Consider the following 25,719-nt stretch of genomic DNA (forward strand, 5'->3'; position numbering starts at 1 on the left):
CAGGTGTTCGGAGCGAGCCCGCCGTCCGGGTACGTGGTGATCCGCGAGGAGCGTGGAGGCGAGAAGCTGACGCTGGAGCTGTGCGACGACGGGGGTGTTGTGTGTGTGCGGCTGGCCGGCTTCGCGAGCCGGGTGCAGCACCGGAGCGGGGTAGAGCTCTTGCAGCGGCGCTGGCGGCGCAGCCCGGTGGAGCATTCGGCGCAGAGCGGGCATGTGCAGCGATGGGTGCTGCTGGACAGCGCCTATGGCTCGCAGGCAGCAGCGCTGAGCGAGCGGCTGCCGGGAGCCCAGATCACGGCGCTGCGCGCCAGCGGCGGCGTGGCGGAGGAGTTCGAGCAGGTCGTCGAGCAGGTGATGACGACGGTGCAGACGATCCTGCGGGAGCGACCCCGGGGTGAGGTGCTGCTGCAGGTGGCGCTGTCGCGGGGTGAGCGAGGCGAGCGGCTCGGTGCGGTGTCCGGGCTGCTGAAGAGCGCGAGCCAGGAAAACCCGAAGCTCGTGGGTCAGGTGCTGGAGCTTGAGGACAGCGCGACGCTGCTGGACAAGCTCGAGGAGAACGCGGCGGCGAGAGGTGATGTAGAGATCCGCTACCAGGGTGGGGAGCGGCAGACGCCGGCGCTGGAACCTGTGGTGGAGTCGCGAGCAGCAGCGGCCGAGGTGCCGTGGAAGCAAGACGGCGTGTACCTGATCACGGGGGGAGCGGGGGGCCTTGGGCTTCTGTTTGCGAAGGAGATCATCGACCGAGCGCCTGGAGCGACGCTGATCCTGACGGGGCGCTCGCGGCTGAGCGGCACGAAGCAAGCGGCGGTGGAGTCGCTGCGCGGTCGAGGTTCGCGCGTGGAGTACATGCAGCTCGACGTGAGCGACGGAGCAGCGGTGTCGCGAGCGGTGGAGCAGCTGCAGTCGGAGCACGGAGGGCTGAACGGGCTAGTGCACGCGGCGGGGGTGCTCCAGGACAGCTTCGTGGTGAACAAGACGGAGGCGCAGTGGCGCAGCGTGCTGGGGCCGAAGGTGCGTGGCCTCGTGCACCTGGATGAGGCGACGAAGCATCTGGCGCTGGACCACATGGTGGTGTTTTCGTCGGTGGCGGGGCTCGTTGGGAATGTGGGGCAGGCGGACTACGCGGCGGCGAACGCGTTCATGGCGCGGTTTGCGGAGCAGCGCAGCGAGCTTGTGCGCGCTGGCCATCGCCAGGGCCGGACGGTGTCGATCGATTGGCCGCTGTGGGAGAGCGGCGGCATGCAGGTGGACGCCTCGACCGTGCGGCGGCTGCGCCAGACATACGGCGTGACCCCGCTCGCGACCGAGCACGGCATCGCGGCGTTCTACCGGACCATGGCGAGCGGCCTCGCGCACGTCGGCGTCGTCGCAGGTGATGTGGCGAAGTGGCGCTCGCAGCTTGCGGCCACCCACGCGACCGCCGGCGAGGGGGACGCCTCGCACGACGCGGGCTCGACTGCCGTCGCGTCCGACGTCATGGAGGCGAAGGCAGCGCAGCTGCTCCGAAAGGTGCTGTCGTCGAGCTTGAAGGTGCCGCTGGAGCGGATAGAGGGGGACACGCCGCTCGACCGCTATGGGATCGAGTCGGTGATGGTGATGGAGCTGACGCGGGAGCTTGAGAAGACCTTCGGTCCGCTATCGAAGACGCTCTTCTTCGAACACCAGGACATCCGGTCGCTGAGCCGGTATTTCGCGGAGGCGCATCGCCGTCGGCTCATCGAGGTGCTCGGCGGCGACGACGAGCCGGCGAAGAGCGCCGCGCGCCGGCCGCAGGAGCCGGCATCGGCGAGCGCTCCGCGCAGGGACCGCCTCGTCACGCAGCCGCGCGGAGGCGCTGTCGCGCGCCCGCTTCGGCCGCACGACATCGCGATCATCGGCGTGAGCGGGAGATACCCCGGCGCCGACGACCTCGAAGCGTTCTGGGAGAACCTCAAGTCCGGCCGGGATTGCATCACCGAGATCCCGGAGGACCGCTGGAGCTTGGAGGAGTTCTTCGATCCGCAGAGGGGGAAGCCGGGGAAGACCTATAGCCGCTGGGGCGGCTTCATCGACGGCGTCGACCGGTTCGATCCGCTCTTCTTCAACATCTCGCCGCGCGAGGCGCAGATCATGGACCCGCAGGAGCGGCTCTTCCTTGAGTGCGCGTACGAGACGATCGAGGACGCCGGCTACACGCGCGACGCGCTGCGCGGGCCTGCGGTGCGTGGCCGTGTAGGGGTGTTCGTCGGCGTGATGTACGAAGAGTACCTGCTCTATGGCCTCCCTTCGCAGGACACGGAGCAGCTGCTGATGCCGAGCGTCAGCCCATCGTCGATCGCGAATCGTGTCTCTTACTTCTGCAACTTCCAGGGGCCGAGCGTGGCAGTGGACACGATGTGCTCGTCGTCGCTCACCGCGATCCACTTCGCCTGCCGCAGCATCCTTGAAGGCGAATGCGAACTGGCGATCGCCGGTGGGGTGAACGTCTCGATTCACCCGAACAAATATCTGGCGCTGAGCCAGGCTCAGTTCGTGTCGAGCCGGGGTCGCTGCGAGAGCTTCGGGGAGGGCGGGGACGGCTACGTGCCGGCCGAAGGCGTCGGGGCGGTGCTGCTCAAGCCGCTGCAGCGGGCGATTGACGACGGCGATCACATCTACGCCGTGGTCAAGGGGACGAGCATCAACCACGGCGGCAAGACGAACGGCTACACCGTGCCGAATCCGGCGGCGCAGAGTGAGGTGATCTCGGCGGTGCTCGAGAGGGCCAACGTCGACGCGCGTGCCGTGAGCTACGTGGAGGCGCATGGGACGGGCACGCCGCTCGGGGATCCCATCGAGCTGGCGGGCCTGACGCAGGCGTTTCGTCGTCGGACGGAGGAGCGAGGGTACTGCGCGATCGGGTCTGTGAAGTCGAACATCGGGCACTGCGAGAGCGCGGCTGGGATAGCGGGTGTGACGAAGGTGGTGCTGCAGATGAAGCACGGGGTGCTGGTCCCATCGCTGCATTCGGAGCGGCTCAACCCGCACATCGACTTCGAGAACAGCCCGTTCTTCGTGCAGCGCGAGCTGTCGGCGTGGCGGCGGCCGGTGGTGAAGGTGGATGGGAAGGAGCGAGAGCATCCGCGCATCGCCGGGGTCTCGTCGTTCGGGGCGGGCGGCGCCAACGCCTCCGTGGTGCTCGAGGAGTACGTGGAGCGCGCGGGCGAGCGGGGTGCGCTCGCGAGCGGAGCAGGACGAGGCGCGGTGGCGGTGGTGCTGTCGGCGCGGAGCGCGGAGGCGCTGCGTCGGCAGGCGAGCCGGCTGAGACGAGCGCTGGAGCGGGGGGAGTACGGGGAAGGGGATCTGGAGGACATCGCGTACACGCTGCAGACGGGGCGAGAGGCGATGGAGCACCGTCTCGGGTTCATCGCCTCCAACCTGGACGAGGTGAAGTCGAAGCTGTCGGCGTACGAGCGCGGCGGAGGCAAGATCGAGGAGCTCTGGCAAGGGGAGGTGAAGCGAGAGAAGGAGGTGCTTTCGCTGCTCGGGTCGGACGAAGAGCTGCAGGAGGCGATCAGCAAGTGGGCATTGCGCGGCAAGTACGCGCGGCTCTTGGAGCTGTGGGTCAAGGGGCTTGCTTTCGACTGGTCGCGAGTGCACGCGGGGCGCAGGGCGAGGCGAGTGTCGCTGCCGACGTATCCGTTCGAGAGGGAGCGATACTGGCTGCCGTCGTCGAGGGGGAGGTCTGGGGCGGCGGGAGCGGGTGCGGGGCGTATTCACCCGCTGGTGCATGCAAACACCTCGAGCCTGTCGGAGGAGCGGTTCACGTCGGAGTTCACGGGGCAAGAGCCGTTCTTCGCGGACCACGTGGTGGATGAGGAGCGGGTGCTGCCTGGGGTCGCGTACCTGGAGATGGCGCGGCGTGCGGTGCAGGAGGCGGTGGGAGGCGAGGGGGAGGTAGGCGAGCACGGGATCGAGCTGCATCACGTGGTGTGGTCGCAGCCGATCGTGCAGCGAGGTGCGGAGGCCGTGCGTGTGCACGTGCAGGTCGAGAGCGCGGAGGGGTCTGAGCCAGCCGAGGGCTGGACGCTGCGCTACGAGATCTACTCTGGGGGAGCGGGCGTGTCGGGCGTGTCGGGCGAGCGTGTGGTGCACTCGCAGGGCTACGCGCGGCTGGTGGAGAAGCAGCCAGCGCCGCGGGTTGACGTGAGCGAGCTGCGTTCGCGGTGCGAGCAAGAGCGGAGCGGTGCGTCGTGTTACGCGGCGTTCGATGCGATGGGCCTGCACTACGGGCCGTCGCATCGAGGGCTGGTGAGCGTGTGGCGCGGGGAGGAGACAGGCGGAGAGCGCTTTGCGCTGGCGCGTGTGCAGCTGCCTGCGAGCGCGGTGTCGGGGCGGGAGGAGTATGTGCTTCACCCGTCGGTGCTGGACAGCGCGCTGCAAGCGACGATAGCGCTGAGCGATGGTCAGACGCTGACGCTGCCGTTTGCGCTGGACGCGGCGCAGGTGTTCGGAGCGAGCCCGCCGTCCGGGTACGTGGTGATCCGCGAGGAGCGTGGAGGCGAGAAGCTGACGCTGGAGCTGTGCGACGACGGGGGTGTTGTGTGCGTGCGGCTGGCCGGCTTCGCGAGCCGGGCGCAGCACCGGAGCGGGGTAGAGCTCTTGCGGCGGCGCTGGCGGCACAGCCCGGTGGAGCATTCGGCGCAGAGCGGGCGTTCTGGGGACGTACAGCGATGGGTGCTGCTGGACAGCGCCTACGGCTCGCAGGTCGCAGCGCTGAGCGAGCGGCTGCCGGGAGCACAGATTACGACGCTGCGCGCCGGCGGCGGCGTGGCGGAGGAGTTCGAGCAGGTCGTCGAGCAGGTGATGACGACGGTGCAGACGATCCTGCGGGAGCGACCCCGGGGTGAGGTGCTGCTGCAGGTGGCGCTGTCGCGGGGTGAGCGAGGCGAGCGGCTCGGTGCGGTGTCCGGGCTGCTGAAGAGCGCGAGCCAGGAAAACCCGAAGCTCGTGGGTCAGGTGCTGGAGCTTGAGGACAGCGCGACGCTGCTGGACAAGCTCGAGGAGAACGCGGCGGCGAGAGGTGATGTAGAGATCCGCTACCAGGGTGGGGAGCGGCAGACGTCGGCGCTGGAACCTGTGGTGGAGTCGCGAGCAGCAGCGGCCGAGGTGCCGTGGAAGCAAGACGGCGTGTACCTGATCACGGGGGGAGCGGGGGGCCTTGGGCTTCTGTTTGCGAAGGAGATCATCGACCGAGCGCCTGGAGCGACGCTGATCCTGACGGGGCGCTCGCGGCTGAGCGGCACGAAGCAAGCGGCGGTGGAGTCGCTGCGCGGTCGAGGTTCGCGCGTGGAGTACATGCAGCTCGACGTGAGCGACGGAGCAGCGGTGTCGCGAGCGGTGGAGCAGCTGCAGTCGGAGCACGGAGGGCTGAACGGGCTAGTGCACGCGGCGGGGGTGCTCCAGGACAGCTTCGTGGTGAACAAGACGGAGGCGCAGTGGCGCAGCGTGCTGGGGCCGAAGGTGCGTGGCCTCGTGCACCTGGATGAGGCGACGAAGCATCTGGCGCTGGACCACATGGTGGTGTTTTCGTCGGTGGCGGGGCTCGTTGGGAATGTGGGGCAGGCGGACTACGCGGCGGCGAACGCGTTCATGGCGCGGTTTGCGGAGCAGCGCAGCGAGCTTGTGCGCGCTGGCCGTCGCCAGGGCCGGACGGTGTCGATCGACTGGCCGCTGTGGGAGAGCGGCGGCATGCAGATGGACGCCTCGACCGTGCAGCGGCTGCGTCAGACGCATGGTGTGATCCCGCTCGCGACCGAGCACGGCATCGCGGCGTTCTACCGGACCATGGCGAGCGGCCTCGCACATGTCGGGGTCTTCGCGACCGAGGCGTCACGAGAAGCGCTCACGGACGCGGACGACGACTCCACGCTTTACATGGAGCTCTTCGAAACGATGGTGGAAGGCGTCCTGTCGGAGGACGAGTTCCGGGAGTGGCTCGTAGCATGACGCAGGGGTCGCACGACGCGGATGCGCGGGACGAGATCGCCGCGCTGTTCTCGCTGATCAAGGAGCAGAAGCTGACGCGCGCGGAGGCGCTGGACCGCCTTCGCGCCGTCCGCGCTCGCCTCCGCTCAGAGCGAGCCGCCGCGCCGGCGGCCGCGCAAATCGCCGCGACGCCCCCGTCAGGCGGTGCAGTCGAGCTCGTCGAGGCCGAGGTCGTCGATTACTTCCGGAAGCAGGTCGCATCGGCGCTCAAGCTGCCGCTCGATCGGGTCGATGCCGACACACCTCTCGAGCGGTACGGGATTGACTCGGTCGTCGTCATGCACCTGACGAGCGCGCTGGAGAAGCACTTCGGCCCGCTGTCGAAGACCCTGTTCTTCGAGTTCGACACGATCGACGCTGTCGCGCGGCACTTCCTCGAGAACCACCGCGCCGCGCTGTCCCGGATCCTCGGGAAAAGCGCTCCTAGCGCGCTCGACCGTCCGGTCAGCGCGCCTCCGCGCAGCGCGCGTCCCCTCGGCCGTCCGGTTGTGGCCGTGCGCAAGGCCGTCTCTGCCAGCGTCGATTCGCCTGTTGCAGCGCCGCCTGTCGCAGCGCCGCCCGTTGCAGCACCGCCCGTTGCAGCGCCGCCTATTGCAGCGCCGCCCGTTGCGGCGCCTCCTGGCGTATCCGCTCGTGGCGCCGGCCCGTATGACATCGCGATCATCGGCGTGAGCGGCCGTTACCCGCAGGCGAACGATCTCGGGGAGTTCTGGGACAACTTGAGGTCGGGCAAGGACTGCATCACCGAGATCCCGCCCGACCGCTGGGACTACCGCGCCTATTTCGACGCGCAGAAAGGGCGGATCGGAAAGAGCTACAGCAAGTGGGGCGGATTTATCGACGGTGTGGACCGGTTCGATCCGCTCTTCTTCCACGTCTCGCCGCGCGAGGCGCAGCTCATCGACCCGCAGGAGCGGCTCTTCCTGCAGTGCGCGTACGAGACGCTCGAGGATGCCGGTTACACGCGCGATTCGCTGAGCGGGCCCGCGGTGCGCGGCCGTGTGGGCGTGTTCGTCGGGGTGATGTACGAGGAATACCAGCTCTACGGCGTCCCTTCACAAGGCGCCGAGCAGCCGCTGGTGCCGAGCGGCCGCCCATCGTCGATCGCGAATCGCGTCTCGTTCTTCTGCAACTTCCACGGGCCGAGCGTGGCGGTGGACACGATGTGCTCGTCGGCGCTCACCGCGATCCACTTCGCCTGCCGCAGCATCCTCGAAGGCGAGTGCGATCTGGCGATCGCCGGCGGGGTGAACGTCTCCGTTCACCCGAACAAATACCTCGCCTTGAGCCAGGGGCAGTTCGTTTCGAGCGCGGGGCGGTGCGAGAGCTTCGGCGAGGGAGGAGACGGCTACGTTCCTAGCGAAGGGGTCGGCGCGGTGCTGCTCAAGCCGCTCTCCCGCGCCATCGCCGACCGCGATCACATCTATGGCGTGATCAAGGGGACCAGCGTCAACCACGGCGGCAGGACGAACGGCTACTCCGTCCCGAACCCGAACGCGCAGAGCGAGGTAATCACCGACGCCCTGCAGAGGGCGGGCATCGATCCGCGCGCGATCAGCTACATCGAGGCGCACGGGACGGGGACGAGCCTCGGCGACCCGATCGAGATCGCCGGCCTGAGCAAGGCGTTCCAGAAGGCCAGCGGCGAGGCGCTCGTGCAAACGTGCGCGATCGGCTCGGTGAAGTCGAACATCGGCCATGGCGAGAGCGCGGCCGGCATCGCCGGCGTGACGAAGGTGCTCCTCCAGCTCGAGCATCGCCAGCTCGCCCCGAGCCTGCACGCGCGGACCTTGAACCCGCACATCGATTTCGACCGCACTCCGTTCCGCGTCCAGCAGGAGCTCGCAGCGTGGCCGCGGCCGCGCCTCCGCATCGACGGCGTCGAGCGCGAAGTCCCGCGGCTCGCGGGGGTGTCGGCGTTCGGCGCGGGTGGCTCGAACGCCCACGTGATCATCGAGGAGTACGTCGCGCGCGACGAGGCGCCGGCGCCGCCGGCCGAGCTACCGGTGGTGATCGTCCTGTCGGCGAAGAGCGAAGCGCAGCTCCGCGCGCAGGCGCGCAACCTCGTCGCGGCGATCCGCCGTGAGGGCTACACCGAAGCCGATCTGCCGTCGATCGCGTACACTCTCCAGGTCGGTCGCGAGCCGATGGAGGAGCGCGCCGCGACCACGGTGGCCAGCCTCGCGGCGCTCGTCGAGCGCCTCGAGATGCTGTGCGCCGAGCCGCCCGATGAACGCGACTGGACAAGAGGGTCGGTCGAGACGAGCAAGGCGGCGATCGCGTTCTTCAAGTCGGACGACGAAGGCCGCGAGCTGCTCGCGAGCTGGGTCTTCAGGCGGCACTACGACCGGATCGCAGGGCTCTGGGTGAAGGGCCTCCCCTTCGACTGGGAGAGGCTCTACCCGGCCGGGGGGCCGGGGCGCGTCCGGCTGCCGAAGTACCCCTTCGCGAACGAGCGCTACTGGGTGGAGACCCGGCCTGCTGCGCGGCCCTCGGGCGCGGCGCGCCTGCACCCGCTCCTGCACGAGAACGTGTCGACGGCGTTCGAGTCGAAGTTCGTCTCGACGTTCACGGGCGACGAGCCTTTCCTCCGCGATCACCGCGTCCGGCGCGACGCGGTGCTGCCCGGCGCCTGCCACCTCGAGATGGCGCTGGCGGCCGCTAAAAGGAGCCTGGACACGGATCGCGCGGTCACGCTCGCGGGCGTCGCGTGGCTCCGGCCGCTGGCCGTGGCCCAGGGGGGTCGCATGGTGCAGATCGACGTGATCGCCAGCAGCGAGACGGAGGCGGAGTTCGAGATCCACAGCGGACCCGGCGACGACGCGGACGTCGTGTACTGCCGCGGCCTCGCGCGCGTCGTCGCTGCCGCACGTCCACCGGCGCTCGACCTCTCGCGCCTGCGCGAGGCGTGCTCGCGCGCCGAGCTCGCGCCCGAGCGCGCGTACGAGGCGCTCGGGGCGGCCGGGCTCGAGTACGGCCCCGCGCATCGTAGCATCGAGGAGCTCCGCGTCGGGAGCGACGCCGCGGGGCGCCCGCAGGTGCTCGCCCGGCTGGCGATCCCGGAGTGCGTCGCCGGCGCGGCGGGGGAGTTCCAGCTCCACCCGAGCATCGTCGACGGCGCGATCCAGGCCGCGGTCGGCCTCGCGCTCCCCGCGGGAGGAGCGAGCGAACGAGCGAGCCGTCCCGCGCTTCCCTCAGGGCTCGCGGCGCTGTCGCTCTACGGCCCGACGCCGCAGCGCGCGTACGCCTGGCTCCGCTTCCGCGACGGGAGCAGCCCCGACGACGACGTCAGGGCGATCGACATCAGCCTATGCGACGAGCTGGGCGAGGTCCGCGCGCAGCTCGATGGGCTGACCCTGCGCGTGATGAGCGACGCGCCGCGCGCAGAGACGATGCTCCTCGAGCCGCGATGGGCCGAGGAGCCCGCGCGCGGCGCGCGTGCCCACGCGGCCATCGCCGACGAGGACCGGAGGCTCTTTGTCGTCGGCGCGCTCGGCTCGGAGCAGCGAGCGGCGCTCGAGCGGCAGCTGCGCGGAGGCGAGCTTCACTTCATCGCGCCGGGCACCGGCTCGCTCGCCGAGAGGTACGAGCGTGTTGCCGCTGCGCTGCTCGGGGTCCTCCGCGCGCTCCTGGTGCGCGCGCCAGCCCGGCGTCGCCTGCTGCAGGTCGTCGTCGCGTCGAGTGACCCCGAGGAAGGCGCGCTCTACGCCGGCCTCAGCGCGATGTTGAAATCGGCGAGCCGGGAGAACCCGCACCTCGTCACACAGCACATCACGATCGGCGAGCCGGCGTCGGCGAACGGGTGGTTCGACGTGCTCGACGACGAGGCAGCGCGCCTCGACGCGGACGAGATCCGGTACCGAGGCGAGCGCCGCGAGGTGCGGCGGCTCGTGGAGCTCGCTCGCCTCGACGCCAGCGACGGGGCGGCTCCCCCCTGGCGCGACGGCGGGGTGTACTGGATCACCGGCGGCCTGGGTGGGCTCGGGCTCGTCGTGGCGACGTCGATCGCGCGCGCGAGCCGCGGCGCGGCGCTGGTCGTCACGGGCCGGTCGCCTGTCGTGGGCTCGGATGGCCAGTCGAAGCTCGCCGAGCTCCGCGCCCTCGGCGCGCGGGTCGAGTACCGGAGCGTCGACGTCGCCGACCGCGCCGCCGTCGAGGATCTCGTCCGCCATGTCCGGGCGACGTACGGCCAGCTCGACGGAGTCGTCCACACCGCCGGCGTCGTCGAGGACAGCTTCCTCGTGCGGAAGACAGACGACGAGCTGCGCCGGGTGTTCGCCGCGAAGGTGGCGGGGATCGCCAACCTCGACGAGGCCACACGAGGCGAGCCCCTCGACTGCTTCGTCTGCTTCTCGTCCGTCGCAGGGGCGATGGGGAACGTTGGCCAGTCCGACTACGCGGCGGCGAACGCTTTCATGGACGCCTACGCGAGGCGTCGCGCCGAGCAGGTGGAGCGGGGCGCCCGCTCGGGCCGAACGATCTCGATCGGCTGGCCGCTGTGGGCCGAGGGCGGGATGCACGTCGACTCCGCCGTCGAGGCCAGGCTCCGGCGCGATGGGCTCACCCCGCTCGGCACCGCCGCCGGGCTCGCAGCGCTGGCGCGATGCATCCGCGATCCCGGGCGCCCGAGCCACGTGGTGGTCCTGTTCGGCGACGCGCGCGCGATCCGCGGCGCGCTCCTCGCCCGCTCCAACCGGCCGTCGCCCGGCGATCTTGCGGCCGCATCGCCGGCGAACGCGTCCACTCCGGCGATCCGCGAAGAGGCGCTGAGGCAGGTGAAGAAGCTCCTCGCCCCGGTGATCAAGCTTCCGGTCGAGCGGATCGACGCGGCGGCGTCGTTCGAGACGTACGGCATCGAATCGGTGATGGCGGTCGAGCTCACGGATCGGCTCGAGGCGGTGTTCGGCCCGCTGTCGAAGACGCTCCTGTTCGAGGCGAAGACGGTCCGCGAGCTGGCGGACTACTTCGTCGAGCACCACGCGGCGACGCTGGGCTCACTGCTCGGCGGGGCGACCGCCCCGGCCGCGCCGGCGACGGCGGTCTCCGCCGGAGCAGGGCCGGCGCGCCGCCGTACGCGCCGCCTCCCGTCGCGCGGCCGCGCTGGCGAGGAGCGCGAGGCGGCCATTGCGATCATTGGCCTGAGCGGCCGCTACCCGCAGGCGAACGATCTCGCGGAGTTCTGGGAGAACCTGAGGTCGGGCAAGGACTGCATTACCGAGATCCCGCGCGACCGGTGGGACCACCGCGCCTATTTCGACGCGGAGCGAGGGAAGCCCGGAAAGAGCTACAGCAAATGGGGTGGCTTCCTGGAGGGGATCGACCAGTTTGATCCGCTCTTCTTCAACATCTCGCCGCGCGAAGCGCAGCTCATGGACCCGCAGGAGCGGCTCTTTCTCCTGTGCGCGTACCAGACGCTCGAGGACGCGGGCTACACGCGCGAAGCGCTGAGCGGGCCCGCGGTCCGCGGCCGCGTGGGCGTGTTCGCCGGCGTGATGTACGAGGAGTATCACCTGTACAGCACGCCGTCGGCGGAGGTCGCCCAGCCCTACATCCCCGGCGGCACCTTGTCGTCGATCGCGAACCGCGTCTCGTACTTCTGCGACTTCCACGGGCCGAGCCTGACGTTGAGCACGATGTGCTCGTCGTCGCTCACCGCGATCCACCTCGCCTGCCAGAGCCTCCAGCAGGGCGAATGCGAGCTGGCGCTCGCGGGCGGCGTGAACGCGTCGATTCACCCGAACAAATACCTCGGCCTCAGCCAGGGGCAGTTCGTCTCCAGCACGGGGCGGTGCGAGAGCTTCGGCGCAGGCGGAGACGGCTACGTCCCCGGCGAGGGGGTCGGCGCGGTGCTGCTCAAGCCGCTCTCCCGTGCGATCGCCGACCGCGACCACATCTATGGCGTGATCAAGGGGACCAGCATCAATCACGGCGGCAAGACGAACGGCTACACCGTGCCAAACCCCACGGCGCAGACCGACCTGATCCTCGCAGCGATCGAGAAGGCGCGGGTCGATCCCCGCGCGATCAGCTACGTCGAAGCGCACGGGACGGGGACGAGCCTCGGCGACCCGATCGAGATCGCCGGGCTGAGCAAGGCGTTCCAACGGGCGAGCGGCGAGGCGATCGTGCAGACGTGCGCGATCGGCTCGGTGAAGTCGAACATCGGTCACTGCGAGAGCGCGGCGGGCATCGCTGGCGTGACGAAGGTGCTGCTCCAGCTCAAGCACCGTCAGCTCGTCCCGAGCCTGCACTCGCGAACGCTGAACCCTTACATCGATTTCGGCAGCACTCCGTTCCGCGTGCAGCAAGAGCTCGAAGCGTGGCGGCGGCCGCGCCTGCGCGTCGACGGCGTCGAGCGCGAAGCCCCCCGGATCGCGGCGATCTCTGCATTTGGGGCGGGCGGGTCCAACGCGCACTTGATCATCGAAGAGCACGTCGAGCTCGACGACGCGCCGACGTCCGTCAGCGACGCCCCGGTGGTCATCGTCCTTTCGGCGGCGACCGAGGCGCAGCTCCGCGCGCAGGCGCGCAACCTCCTCGCGGCGATCCGGCGCGAGGGGTACACGCAGCGCGATCTGCCGTCGATCGCGTACACGCTCCAGGTCGGCCGCGAGCCGATGCAGGAGCGGATGGCGACGACGGTGACGACGATGTCGTCGCTCCTCGAGCGCCTCGAGCGCGCGTGCTCGGAGCCGCCCGACCTCGGTGACTGGGTTCGAGGCGTGGCGGAGGGCCGCGGTGAGCTCGTGTCCGTCTTCGCGCAAGACGACGATTTCCGCGGCCTCGTTCGCGCATGGCTCGAGCGAGGGAAGCTCTCCAGGCTCGTCGAGCTCTGGGTCAAGGGGCTCACGTTCGACTGGGACCAGGTGCCGCCGGCCGGCGTCCGGCCGCGACGCGTGAGCCTGCCGCCGTACCCGTTCGCGATGAAGAGGTACTGGGGCCCGTGGCCGGCGCCGAGCGCGGCCCCTCCGGCGACGGCGCCGAGCCGGCCGGCTTCGCCTCCTACCTCGATCGCGCTGGCTGGCGCGGACGCGGCGGTCCGCTCCGACGCGGCGAGCCCGCCGATCGCCCGGAGCGCGCCCAAGGAGCGCGCCGCGGAGATCCGAGCCGACGCGGCGCCGATCTCGCTCGTGGCGCTCGTTCCGCCCGCTGCCATGGACACCGCCGCGTCCTCCGCGGCGCGCAGCGCGCCCGTCGCCATCTCGCTGAGCCCGCTCCGCGCGGAGCCTGCTTCCGCCGCCGTGGCTCGCCGCGCTTCGGACGAGCCGCCTGCGTCCGGCGGAGAGCCGCTGACCGGTCGGTTGCGCGCCAGCCTTGCGCGCGCCCTGTGCACGGACGAAGCGGACCTCGATCAGGACGCTGTCTTCAACGACCTTGGGCTGGACTCGGTCATCGGCGTAGAGTGGGCGCGGTCGATCGAGCGCGAGCTCGATGTCCCCCTCACCGCGTCGACGCTCTACGACCACCCGACGCTCACCCGGCTATCGGCGCACGTGTCGGGCCTGATGACGTCGGCCCGCGCGGACCTGCGAGCCGCGCCCGGGCCAGCGCCTGAGGTCCCCGAAGCGCCCGCGAGCCCGGCGCTGCCCGCGCGTGGCGCCCAGCATGAGATCTCGATCCCTGAGGTCGCGCCGCGCCCGGTGGAGGAGCTGGTGGCGGGGCTGACACAGACGCTCGCCGCCGCGCTGTACGCGGACGCGTCCGACATCGATCCGGACAGGCTCTTCGTCGATCACGGCGTCGACTCCGTCATCAGCGTCGAGTGGGTGCGCCGGATCAACGCGACATTTCACCTGGATCTGAAGGCGACGGTCCTGTTCGACCACCCGACGATTCACCAGCTCGCCGAGCACCTCGCGACGCTCGACGCGACCGCTGTGCGAGCCGCCGTCGACGGTATCTCCGCGGCGGAGCGCGCCGGCGCGCACGAGAGCACGGCGCGGCGTGAACGCGAAGGCGCAGCCGAGCGCGAGGCCGCGGCGCGGCGTGCGCGCGAAGACGCCGCAGAGCGCCAGGTCGCGGCGCGCCATGAGCCCGAGGCCAGCTTCGAGGTCGAAGCGCGCCGCGCGTCCGACGCGGTCGCGTGCGTCGCAGTTCGCGAGCGCGTCATCGCGGCGGGACCGGGCGAGGCCGCGTGCAGGATCGCGGTGATCGGCGCGTCGGGGCGGTACCCGAGAGCCGGAGATCTCGACGAATACTGGAGCAACCTCGCCAGGGGCGTCGACGCCGTGGCAGAGGTGCCCGCCTCGCGATGGAGCGTGGAGCGCTACTACGACCCCGCCGTGCCCTCCACGGGGAAGGTGTACTGCAAGTGGCTCGCGGCGCTCGAGGACGTCGACCGCTTCGATCCGCTGTTCTTCAACATCAGCCCGGCGGAGGCCGATCTGATGGACCCGCAGCACCGCCTGTTCCTCGAAGAGAGCTACAAAGCCTTCGAGGATGCGGGGTATTCGCCGTCGCGCTTGGACGGCGCGCGCTGCGGTGTCTACCTCGGCATCATGGGGAGCGAGTACACGCAGATCGTCGCGCAGAGCGGACGCAGGAGCGCGACCGCGAACAGCGCCGCGATCGGCGCCGGGAGGGTCGCATATCACCTGAACCTGAAGGGACCTGCGATTCCTGTCGATACCGCGTGCTCGTCGTCGCTCGTCGCGATTCACCTGGCCGTCCAGGCGCTGCGGGCGGGGGAGATAGAGATGGCGCTCGCAGGCGGGGTCACCCTCTACCTGACTCCGGACGCCTATATCGCGATGTGCGAGGCCGGAATGCTGTCGCCCGACGGACGTTGCAAGACGTTCGACGAGGCGGCGAACGGCTTCGTTCCAGGCGAGGGCGTCGGCGTCGTCGTGCTCAAGCGCCTTCCGGACGCCGAGCGCGACGGCGACTTCATTCACGGCGTCATCATCGGCTCTGGCGTCAACCAGGACGGCAAGACGAACGGCATCACCGCGCCGAGCGTGCAGAGCCAGACTGCGCTCCTGAAAGACGTCTACGCGCGCTTCGGGATCGATCCCCGGACCATTTCGTACGTGGAGACCCACGGCACCGGCACGAAGCTCGGCGATCCGATCGAGCTCGCGGCGCTGTCGGCCGCCTTCGGAGCGCGCGACGGGCGCCGTTGTGCGCTCGGCTCGGTGAAGAGCAACGTGGGGCACACCACCGCCGCGGCAGGCGTCGCCGGTGTCCACAAGGTGCTCGCCTGCATGCAGCACGGGCGGCTCGTCCCCACGCTGCACTTCACCCGACCCAACAGCCATTTCTCGTTCGAGGATTCGCCATTTTACGTCAACACCGAGGTGAGGCCCTGGGAGCGGGACGGTGCTTCCCCGCGGCGCGCGGCGGTCAGCTCGTTCGGCTTCAGCGGGACGAACGCGCACCTCGTGATTGAGGAGTACGTCGCCCCGACGCGGCGGCCCGGGCGACGCGTCACGCCGAGCAACCCCGCGCTCGTCGTCCTCTCGGCCAAGACCGAGGCGCAGCTCCAGACGCTCGCGGGCCGGCTTCGAGATGCGCTCTCGTCGCCGCGTTGGACCGACGATGACCTCCTGGACATCGCGTACACGCTTCGCGTGGGGCGCGCGCACCTCGAGGAGCGGCTCGGTATCGCCGCCAGCTCGCTGGACGCGCTGCGCAGCGGCCTCCGCGCGTTCCTCGACGGCGGCCCGCTCTCGCCGAACCTGGCGCGCGGGCGGGCGAAGAACGCACGTCCGGTGGGGGCGGCGCGGCGGGAGACAGCGGGCGGCGCCACACCGACGGAGCTTCTCGCGCGCTGGGTCGACGGCGGCGCCTGCGCGTGGAGCGAGCCGTACGGCGACGGAGCCACGCCGCAGCGTGTGCGGCTGCCGACCTATCCGCTCTCGAGGCAGAGGTGCTGGGTCGACAGCGGCGCCGCGCCGGAGGTGGCGCCGCCGGTGCCGGGCCGCGTAACGCCGCTCGAGATGCTCGCGCCGCGCTGGGAGATCGTGGAGCAGGCGCCGGCTCGAGGCGCCGGGCTCGGACCGGAGCGTGGGATCGCCGTCCTCGGCGCCCGGCCCGGCCCGCTCCGAGATGCGCTCGCGGCGCGCGCGCCGCGCGCCCGCTTCGTGGACGCGCCGTGCGACGCGTCGATCGATGAGCTCGTCGAGGCGCTGCGCGCGGCCCCGATCGACACGGTGATCTGGCTGCTCCCGGAGGAGAGCGCGAGCTCCGTCGCGGCGGAGGAGCACATCGCCGCGCAGTCCGCGGGGGCGCTCTTCGGGTTCCGATGGATCAAGGCGCTCCTCGCGCTGGGGTACGGCGGGAGACCGCTCCGGATCGACGTCGTGACCTGGCAGACGCAAGGCGTCCACGGCGAGTTCGTGTACCCCACGCACGCGAGCGTGCACGGCCTGATCGGGTCGCTCGCCAAGGAGCTGCGGAGCTGGTCGGTCCGGCTCGTGGACCTGCCGCTCGCCGTGGACCGGGCGGCCCGCATCCTCATCGACTCACTGCACCTCGAGGCGGACCCCGACGGCGACGCGTCCGCGTGGCGCGACGGCCGATGGTACCGGCAGAGGCTCTTGCCGTTCGAGGTCCCCGCCGAGCAGGCGTCGGCCGCCTTCCGTCGCGGCGGCGTCTACGTGGTGATCGGCGGGGCCGGCGGGCTCGGGGAGGCGCTGACCGAGCACCTCGTCCGCGAGTACCACGCGAACGTGGTGTGGCTCGGCCGCCGCGCCCTCGACGCCACGATCGACGCCAAGGCGGATCGCATCTCCCGGCTCGGCCCCCGGCCGGTGTACATCCAGGCCGACGCGGCCGATGCGTCGGCCCTCGCGCGCGCCCGCCGCGACGTGCTGTCCCGCTTCGACCGGATCCACGGCGTCGTGCACGGTCCGCTCGTCCTGAGCGATCGGAGCCTCGCCCGCATGGAAGAGCGGCAGTTCGAGGCGGGGCTCCGCGCGAAGGTCGATACCGCGGTGCGGCTCGCGCAGACGTTCGGCGAGGACGACCTCGACTTCGTCGCCTTCTTTTCCTCGATGCAGACGTTCGTCAAGGCGCCGGGGCAGAGCAACTACGCGGCTGGCTGCACGTTCAGCGACGCCTTCGCGCAGCGCCTGGGCCAGGCGTGGAAGTGCCCGGTCAAGGTCGTGAACTGGGGCTACTGGGGCAGCACCGGCAGCGTCGCGGACGAGGGACATCGGAGACGAATGGCGGGCGCGGGGATCGGGTCGATCGAACCTGACGAGGGGATGGACGCGGTGGAGACGCTGCTGCGGCTGCCCGTCCGGCAGCTCGCGGTCGTGAAGTGGATCGGGGCGACGGAGCGCTCGGCGGCCGCCGCCGTGGAGACGACGCCGGCGCCGCAGGAGGGGCCGACGATGAGAGCGATGGGGGTCGTGGAGACGACGCTGGCGGCGCAGACGGCGCCCGCCATGGAGGCAATGTGGGCCGAATAACCGTGCTCGCGCCGCCGCTCCCCAGCTCGGAGCAGGACGCGGCGTACGAGGAGATCACGACGCTGCTGCTCGCGATCGTGTGGAGGCAGCTCGACAGGACCGGGCTGCGGCTCACCGGCGACGGCTGGCGCGAGTCGGCGCGCGCCCGCCCGCTGTACGCGCGCTGGCTCGATGAGACCGAGCGCCTCCTCCGTCGCCACGGATACCCGGCCGCGGGAGCGGCCGTCGGCGACCTCGACGCGCTCTGGGCGCGCTGGGAGCGATATCGCACGGAGGGGCGCGTCGAGCAGGCGGGGCTGGTCAAACAAGCGGACCTGGTCCAGGCGACGCTCGAGGCATTGCCGGACATCCTCACCGGGCGGCGCCGCGCGACGGATGTCCTCTTCCCCGGCGCGTCGATGTCGAGGGTCGAGGCGGTCTACAAGAACAACCCGCAGGCCGACTATTTCAATGGCGTGCTCGCGCAGCGCGTCGCGTCGCTGATCGAGGCGCGGCGGGCGTACGGCCACACAGAGCCGCTGCATATCCTGGAGATCGGCGCGGGGACCGGCGGCACCAGCGAGGTCGTCTTCGAGGCGCTCAGACCGCTCCAGGACCTCGTCGGGACGTACACCTACACGGACGTCTCGAAGGCGTTCCTCCTGCACGCCGAGGATGCCTATGGCGCGGGCCGGCCCTACCTCCGGTATCGGCTGCTCGACATCCAGCAGCCGCTCGAGGCCCAGGGGCTCTCGCTTGGGACCTACGATATCGTCATTGCGGCCAACGTCCTGCACGCGACGAAAGACATCCGGACGACGGTGCGCCACACGAAGGCGGCGCTCAAGCGCAACGGCGCGCTGCTGATCAACGAGATCGTGGCAAAGAGCCTGTTCGCCCACCTGACCTTCGGGCTCACCGAGGGGTGGTGGCTGGTCGAGGATCCGGAGCTGCGGATCGAGGGGTGCCCGGCGCTGTCGATCGACGGCTGGAACGCGCTCTTGACCGAGGAAGGGTTCGATCGCGTCCGCTGGCCGGCCGCCGAAGCGTCGGCGCTGGGCCAGCAGATCATCATGGCGCGGAGTGATGGGGTGATCCGCCCAGCGTCGGCGCACGCGAAGAAGATCGCGCCGAGCACGGAGGCGCGCCGCCCCGAGGCGCAGGCGCCGGTGCCGCGGGAGCCGGTCAATGTGGACGACGACGCGCTGGCCGATGAGGTTCGGCGAGCGATCGCCGCGCAGCTTTCGATCAACCTGCGCGTGCCGATCTCCCAGATTGGATATCACGATGCGTTCGGCGATTACGGGGTCGACTCGATCTCGGGCGTGCGGCTGATCCAGCAGCTCAACGGCGCTTTCGGCATCCGCCTCGAGACGACGCACCTCTACGATTTCAGCTCGATCCAGCGCCTAGCCGAGCACATGCTCTCGGCGTGGGGCCCCGAGCTCCGCGCGCGGCGGGCCACGAACGACGGCGGCCGGGCCGCTGCGAGCGAGCCGCGGCGCGCGTCCTCGATGAACGGCGGCGCTGCCATCGCAGCGTTCGCGAGCGCGCCCGACGCGTCCGGGAGCGCGGCGAGCCACGCGCGCGAGCGCGCCGCCGCGTCGACGGTGTCCTCGCAGGGCCACGCGCCGTCACCGGAGCCCGCGTACCGGCGCGAGCCGATCGCAGTCATCGGCATGAGCGGCCGCTTCGCCGAGGCGGATGATCTCGACGCGCTGTGGAGGCACCTCGCGGCCGGCGCCGATCTCGTCCGACCCGTCACGCGCTGGCGGCTGCCGGAGCAGACCGCCACTGGAGAGCCTTTCTGCCGCCACGGCGGGCTCTTGAACGGCATCGACCGATTCGATCCGCTGTTCTTCAATATCTCGGTCACTGAAGCGACGACGATGGATCCGCAGCAGCGCTTCTTCCTCGAGGAGGCGTGGAAGGCCCTCGAAGACGGCGGCTATGCGGGAGACGGCCTGAGCGGGAGCCGCTGCGGGGTCTACGTCGGCTACAACGTGACGGACTACCAGACGCTGCTCGGTGAGGACGCGCCGCCGCAGGCGATGTGGGGCAACGCAGGGTCAATCCTGTCGGCGCGGATCTCGTACTATCTGAACCTGCAAGGGCCGGCGATCACGGTCGATACGGCCTGCTCCAGCGCGCTCGTCGCGACCCACCTCGCCTGTCAGGGGCTCTGGAACCACGAGACGGAGATGGCGCTCGCGGGCGGCGCGTTCCTCCAGACGACGCCCGGGTTCTACCTCCTCGCGGGGCGTGCGGGGATGCTGTCGCCCTCCGGCCGCTGCTACACGTTCGACGCGAGGGCCGACGGCTTCGTCCCCGGCGAGGGCGTGGGCGTCGTCCTCCTCAAGCGGCTGTGCGACGCGATCTCCGACGGCGATCACATCCACGGCGTGATCTGCGGCTCCGGCGTCAACCAGGACGGCAACACGAACGGGATCACCGCGCCGAGCGCCCTGTCCCAGGAGCGGCTCGAGCGGCAGGTGTACGACACGTTCGGCATCCACGCCGAGAGCATCCAGCTCGTCGAGGCGCACGGCACCGGCACGAAGCTCGGCGACCCGGTCGAGTTCCGCGCGCTGACGAGCGCGTTCCGCAAAGACACGTCGAGGACGCGCTTCTGCGCCGTCGACTCGATCAAGACGAACATCGGCCACACGGCGGCTGCGGCAGGGATCGCCGGGCTGCTCAAGGTGCTCCTCGCGCTCCGGCATCGGCAGCTGCCGCCCGCCGTCCACTACGCCCAGCCGAACCCCGCGATCGATTTCGAGGCGAGCCCCTTTTACGTGAACACGACGCTCACCGACTGGGGCTGCGACGCGGGCAAGAAGCGCCGCGCGGCCGTCAGCTCGTTCGGCTTCAGCGGCACGAACGCGCACCTCGTCGTCGAGGAGGCCGACCCGGTGCGCCGCCCGGAGCGCGTCGAGCGTCCCGGCCACCTGCTGGTGCTCTCTGCGCGCACGCAGGAGCAGCTCCGGACCCAGGTGCGCAACCTGCTCGACCACGTGGCGGCGCGCCCGCACGCGGACCTGGGCGACGTGTGTTTTACGCTGATGGTCGGTCGGAAGCGCCTCGCGCACCGCCTGGCGTGCGTCTCGCGGAGCCTCGACGAGCTCGTCGGCGCCCTGGGCCAGTGGATCGAGAGCGAGAGCGCGCCGGGCGTCCTGGCGGGGCACTTCAAGGACAACGAGAGCCGGGAGCGCCCCTCGCTCAGGCGGTATGGCAATCAGTGCATCCTCGAGTGCCGCCGGGGCGAGGTCGCGGGGCGCGACTACATCGAGCGGCTCGAGGTCGTCGGCGACCTGTTCGTCCAGGGGTACGCGCTCGACTACGCGGACCTCTTCGCACCCGGCGCCTACCGGCGCGTGCCGCTCCCGACATACCCGTTCGCTCGCGAGGCGTACTGGGTCAAGGCGCGCGGCCGGGCAGGCGCGGCGTCGGCGCTGGAGGGGGCCACCCAGGCGGAGCGCGCGACGACGCTCCTCGCGCTCCCCGCCTGGAGGGCGCAGCCCGCTGCCGGGGACGGCGCGCGCATGCGCGACGTCGACTTCGCGGCGCACCGGGTGCTCATCGCGGGCGAGCTCCCGGAGGCCGCTCTCCGTGCGCTCCGCGAGCAACTACCGCGCGCGCGCTGCGAGGTCGTGGCGCCGCGGGAGGGCTCGCTCGCGCAGCGGTACGAGCGCGCGGCCGTGGCGGCCCTCCGGAGCGTGCGGCTCGCGCTCGAGGAGGGCGGAGGGCGATCGTCGCTCGTGCAGCTCGTCGTCGCGACCGGCGGTGATCGCCGCGAGGCGTGCTTCGCCGGGCTCTCGGGGCTGCTGAAGACGGCGAGCCGCGAGAACCCGCGGCTCGCGACGCAGACGCTCGAGCTCGGCGACGCAGGCGCGGTCGACGTGCTCCCGCGCGCGCTCCTTGAGGACGCGCGCGACGTCGACGAGCCGGAGCTCCTCTACCGCGACGGCCGCCGGTGGGTGCGGCGGCTCGAGCGGGCCGCGCGTCTCGACGATCCCAGGACGATCCAGGCGCCTTGGCGGGACGGCGGCGTCTACCTGATCACCGGCGGCCTCGGCGGCCTCGGCTACCTCTTCGCCACGGCCATCGCGGAGAGCACGCGAGGTTCCACGCTCGTCCTCGTCCACCGATCCGCGCCGAGCGGCGAGCAGCGAGCCCGCCTCGACGCGCTGCGGTCGCTCGGCGCGCGCGTGGACGACCAGCGACGCGACGTGGGCGACGCGCGGGACGTCGACGGGCTCATCGAGCACGTACGGGCGAGCCACGGCGCGCTCACGGGCGTCCTCCACGCGGCCGGGACGACGCGCGACGCGCTCTTGCCGAGAAAGACGCCGGAGGAGGTGAACGACGTCCTCCGCCCGAAGGTCGCCGGCCTGGTCCACCTCGACGAGGCGACGCGCGACCTTCCGCTCGACCACTTCGTGTGCTTCTCCGCGTTCGCCGGTGTGTACGGCAATCCGGGGCAAGCCGACTACGCCGCGGCGAACGCCTTCATGGACGCCTATGTCGAGTATCGCCGCGGGCTCGTCGAGGAGGGGCGCCGACACGGGACGAGCCTCGCGATCGCCTGGCCGCTGTGGGCCGACGGCGGGATGAAGATGACCGACGCCGGCAAGGCGAGGATGCACGCCGCTGGCCTCCGGGAGCTGGATACGCGCGACGGCCTCGCGGCTTGTTCCGCGGCCGTCGCGCGGAAGAGCCCGCGCGTCGTCGTGCTGACCGGCGACGAGGGCAAGCTCGAGGCGTTCTTCGAGCCCTCCTCGCCGCGCGCGCCGCGCCGACCCGAGCCGACCGGCGGTGTCGCCAGGGAAGGCGCGTCGCTCCTTCATGCGACGCTGGCGCGCCTCAAGGAGCTCCTGGCCGTCGTCACGACGATCGAGGCGGAGCGCATCGACGGCGCCGAGCCGTTCGAGGCGTACGGCCTCGACTCGATCATGATCACCCAGCTCAATCAGCGGCTGGAGGCGATCTTCGGCGCGATCTCGAAGACGCTCTTCTTCGAGCACCGGACGCTCGAGGGCCTGGCGCAGCACCTCGCCGAGGAGCACCGCGAGGCGTGTCAGCGCTGGGCGGGAGGCCCGGGCGACGGCGCGCCGGACGATGTCGCCCGCGCTGAGCCGCGGGGGCCGTCGCGCGCCGCGCAGGAGGCCCGATCCGGCGAGCGCGCGCCGGCGGAGGCGGCGCTGCCTGCGCAGGAGCTCGACGTGGCGATCATCGGGCTGGCCGGCCGCTATCCGCACGCGCGCACCCTCGACGAGTTCTGGGAGAACCTGCGCGCGGGGAAGGACTGCATTACGGAGGTCCCCCCGGACCGCTGGCCGATCGAGGGTTTCTATGACGGCGCGGCCGAGTCGTCGCCGGGGAACGGGAAGAGCTACAGCAAGTGGGGCGGCTTCCTCGAGGGATTCGCGGATTTCGATCCGCTCTTCTTCGGGATCTCTCCGGGCGAAGCGGAGAGCCTGGATCCCCAGGAGCGTAGCTTCCTCGAGATCTGCTGGGAGGTCATCGAGGACGCCGGCTATACGCGGCGCACGCTGCAGTCGCGGCACGGCGGCCGCGTGGGCGTGTATGCGGGGATCACGAAGACCGGGTTCGACCTCTACGGGCCTGCGCTCTGGGCGACGGGAAAGGACGCCTATCCGCACACGTCCTTCAGCTCCCTCGCGAACCGCGTGTCGTACCTCTTCGATCTCCGCGGCCCGAGCATCCCGGTCGACACCATGTGCTCGGCGTCGCTGACGGCGATCCACGAGGCGTGCGAGCACCTGAAGCGCGGCGAGTGCGAGCTCGCGATAGCGGGCGGCGTCAATCTCTACCTGCACCCGTCCAACTACGTGATCCTCTGCAGTCACCGCATGCTGTCGCCTGACGGCAAGTGCAGGAGTTTCGGCGCGGGGGCCAACGGGTACGTGCCCGGGGAGGGGGTGGGCGCTGTGCTGCTCAAGCTCCTTCGGCGGGCCGAGGCGGACGGCGATCACATCTACGGTGTCATCAAGGGGACAGCGATCAACCACGGCGGGCGGACACACGGGTACACCGTGCCCAACCCGAATGCCCAGGCGGAGGTGGTCGCGATGGCGCTGGCCCGCGCCCGGATCGACGCGCGCGCGGTCAGCTATATCGAGGCGCACGGGACCGGCACGGAGCTCGGCGATCCCATCGAGATCACGGGCCTCACCAAGGCATTCCGCGCGAGCGCCGCGGGGCCGCTCACGCGCCGGTGCGCGATCGGCTCGCTCAAGAGCAACATCGGCCATGCCGAGAGCGCCGCGGGCATCGCCGGCGTGACGAAGGTCCTCTTGCAGATGAAGCACGGCCAGCTCGTGCCGAGCTTGCACGCGCGGACGCCGAACCCGAACATCGACTTCGATCGCACGCCCTTCGTGGTGCAGCAGGAGCTCGAGAGCTGGGGGCGTCTCACCCAGGTCGTCGACGGCCGCACCGAGGAGCTCCCGCGGATCGCGGGGATCTCGTCGTTCGGCGCGGGCGGCGCGAACGCACACGTCGTGATCCAGGAGTACGCCCCGGCGCCCGAAGAGCCGTCCGCCGATGGGGAGCAGCCCCCGGCGATCATCGTCCTGTCGGCGCGTACCGAGGCGCAGCTCGCGGAGCAGGCGCGGAACCTCCTGCGCGCGATCCGGGTTCAGCGCCGCACCGACGGCGATCTGGCGAGGATCGCCTGGACGCTGCAGACGGGGCGCGAGGCGATGGAGGAGCGCCTCGCGTGCGTGGCATCGAGCCTCGATGAGCTGGTCGCGACGCTGGGAGCGTTCGTCGCGTCGCCTTCAACCGCGCCGGGGATCTATCGAGGTTCGGCGCGGAAGCGAAAGGACGTATCGGCGTTCGCGGCGAACGAGGAGCTACGCGAGGTCGTATCGAGGTGGATCGAGCGGCGCCGCTACGCGCAGCTCCTCGAGCTGTGGGTCAGCGGGCTGGAGGTGGACTGGGAGCAGCTGTACGGCGAGCGCAAGCCGCGGCGGATCAGCCTGCCGACGTATCCGTTCGAGCGGGAGCGTTACTGGCTGCCGCAGGGCGAGGGCGCGGTCGTTGCGGGAGCTGCGTCGCCGGTCGAGGCGTCGGGCGCAGCGGCGGGCGGCGGACGGCTGGAGCAGGGGCCCGGCACGGCCGAGGTGTCGCGAGTGGAGGCGGGCGAGGCTGCGGAGGTGGTGGAGTACGAGGAGGCCTGGGAGCGGCTGGGGTGGGAAGAGCGAGAGCGGCGCCAGGAAGGCGTGCGCTGGGTGGTGGTCGGCGGAGACGAGGCGTGGCGGGCGTCGGTGGTGGAGGCGCTGAGGAGGGAGGAGCCCGGGAGCGAGGCGCTCGGGGTGAGCGTGGGCGGCGCGTACGGCTGGGAAGGAAGCGCGCGGTGCACGGTGCCCGAGGCGAGCGAGGTCTGGTTCCGGTCGGTGTTCGAGCGGCTAGGGGCGTGGGAGGCGGCGCGTGGTGGTGGGGGCCGGCCGTGCGGCGTGGTGTACGCGTGGGGCAGGGGGCTGGAGCGGCTGCGCGGCGTGCACGCGCTGGTGCGAGGCGCGAAGGGGAGCGGAGCGTTGCTGCGCCGTCTCGTGCTGACGGGTCGTCAGGTCCGGGGCGAGGTGAGCGGGTGCTACGACGCGGCGCTGATCGGGGTCGAGCGGTCGCTGGGCCTCGTTTTGCCGGAGCTGAGCGTCGGTGTGGTGCTGGGGGGCGCGGAGGGGATAGAGGCGGGCGCGCTGGCGCGGGAGGTGTGGAGCGGGGGAGTGATCCGTCACGAGGGAGGAGAGCGTCAGCGGCTCGGTGTCCGTCGAGCGTTGCCCAGCGGGAGGAGCGAGGCGCCGCTGCGGGACGGAGGCGTGTACGTGATCACCGGTGGAGCCGGGGGGCTTGGGCGGCTGTTCGCGGAGCACTTGGCGCGGCGCTGCGCGGGTCGGCTTGCGCTGGTGGGTCGGCGTGGACGTGACGAGCAGATCGAGGGTGTGCTGTCGCGGCTTCGGGGCGCTGGAGCGAGGGAAGCGGAGTACTACGAGGCGGACGTTTCGGACGCGGCGCAGATGCGGTGCGTGGTGGAGGCGCTGGAGTCGAGGTGGGGTTCAATCCACGGCGTTCTGCACGCGGCAGGAGTGGAGTCGGGTGGAGCGTTGTTGGACAAGAGGTGGGAAGAGGTCGAGGAGATAACGCGGCCGAAGATGGAGGGCACGCGTGTGGTGGATGAGGTGACGGCGGGGCATCCGCTGGACTTCATGTGCCTGTTCTCATCGACGGCGGCGGTGCTGGGGGACGGAGGGTCGTGCGACTACGCGAGCGCGAACCGGTTCCAGGTGGCGTACGC

3 protein-coding genes (2 of these 3 cut by a window edge) are annotated in these 25,719 nt (G+C 71.0%); all 3 read left to right on the forward strand.

The window, feature by feature from the left end:
• Tightly spaced (each overlapping or abutting the next), the 3 genes in view from WMF34_RS16590 to WMF34_RS16600 form a layout consistent with a single transcriptional unit that may run on beyond the window.
• A protein-coding gene (locus tag WMF34_RS16590; protein WP_437993860.1) for an SDR family NAD(P)-dependent oxidoreductase crosses the window boundary here: on the forward strand, positions 1–5,967 show its end. The gene continues 13,926 nt to the left of window position 1, outside the view; only the last 5,967 of its 19,893 coding nucleotides appear in the window; its start codon lies beyond the left edge, outside the window; the stop codon is at positions 5,965–5,967.
• On the forward strand, positions 5,964–17,420 hold the full coding sequence (locus tag WMF34_RS16595; protein ID WP_437993861.1) for an SDR family NAD(P)-dependent oxidoreductase: 11,457 nt from the start codon (positions 5,964–5,966) through the stop codon (positions 17,418–17,420). Before WMF34_RS16590 ends, WMF34_RS16595 begins: the two co-directional genes overlap by 4 nt.
• A protein-coding gene (locus WMF34_RS16600; RefSeq protein ID WP_437993862.1) for an SDR family NAD(P)-dependent oxidoreductase crosses the window boundary here: on the forward strand, positions 17,408–25,719 show its 5' portion. 2,590 nt of this gene lie beyond the right edge of the window; the window shows 8,312 of its 10,902 coding nt (coding positions 1–8,312); its start codon is at positions 17,408–17,410; its stop codon lies beyond the right edge, outside the window. The genes WMF34_RS16595 and WMF34_RS16600 overlap by 13 nt, the downstream gene beginning before the upstream one ends.

Source organism: Sorangium sp. So ce145, from assembly GCF_051525985.1.
Lineage (GTDB): Bacteria > Myxococcota_A > Polyangia > Polyangiales > Polyangiaceae > Sorangium > Sorangium cellulosum_B.

What these genes read in the sequence shown, in the direction of transcription:
- WMF34_RS16595 (WP_437993861.1), top strand. Translation starts at nt 5,964, where the DNA reads ATGACGCAGGGGTCGCACGACGCGGATGCGCGGGACGAGATCGCCGCG.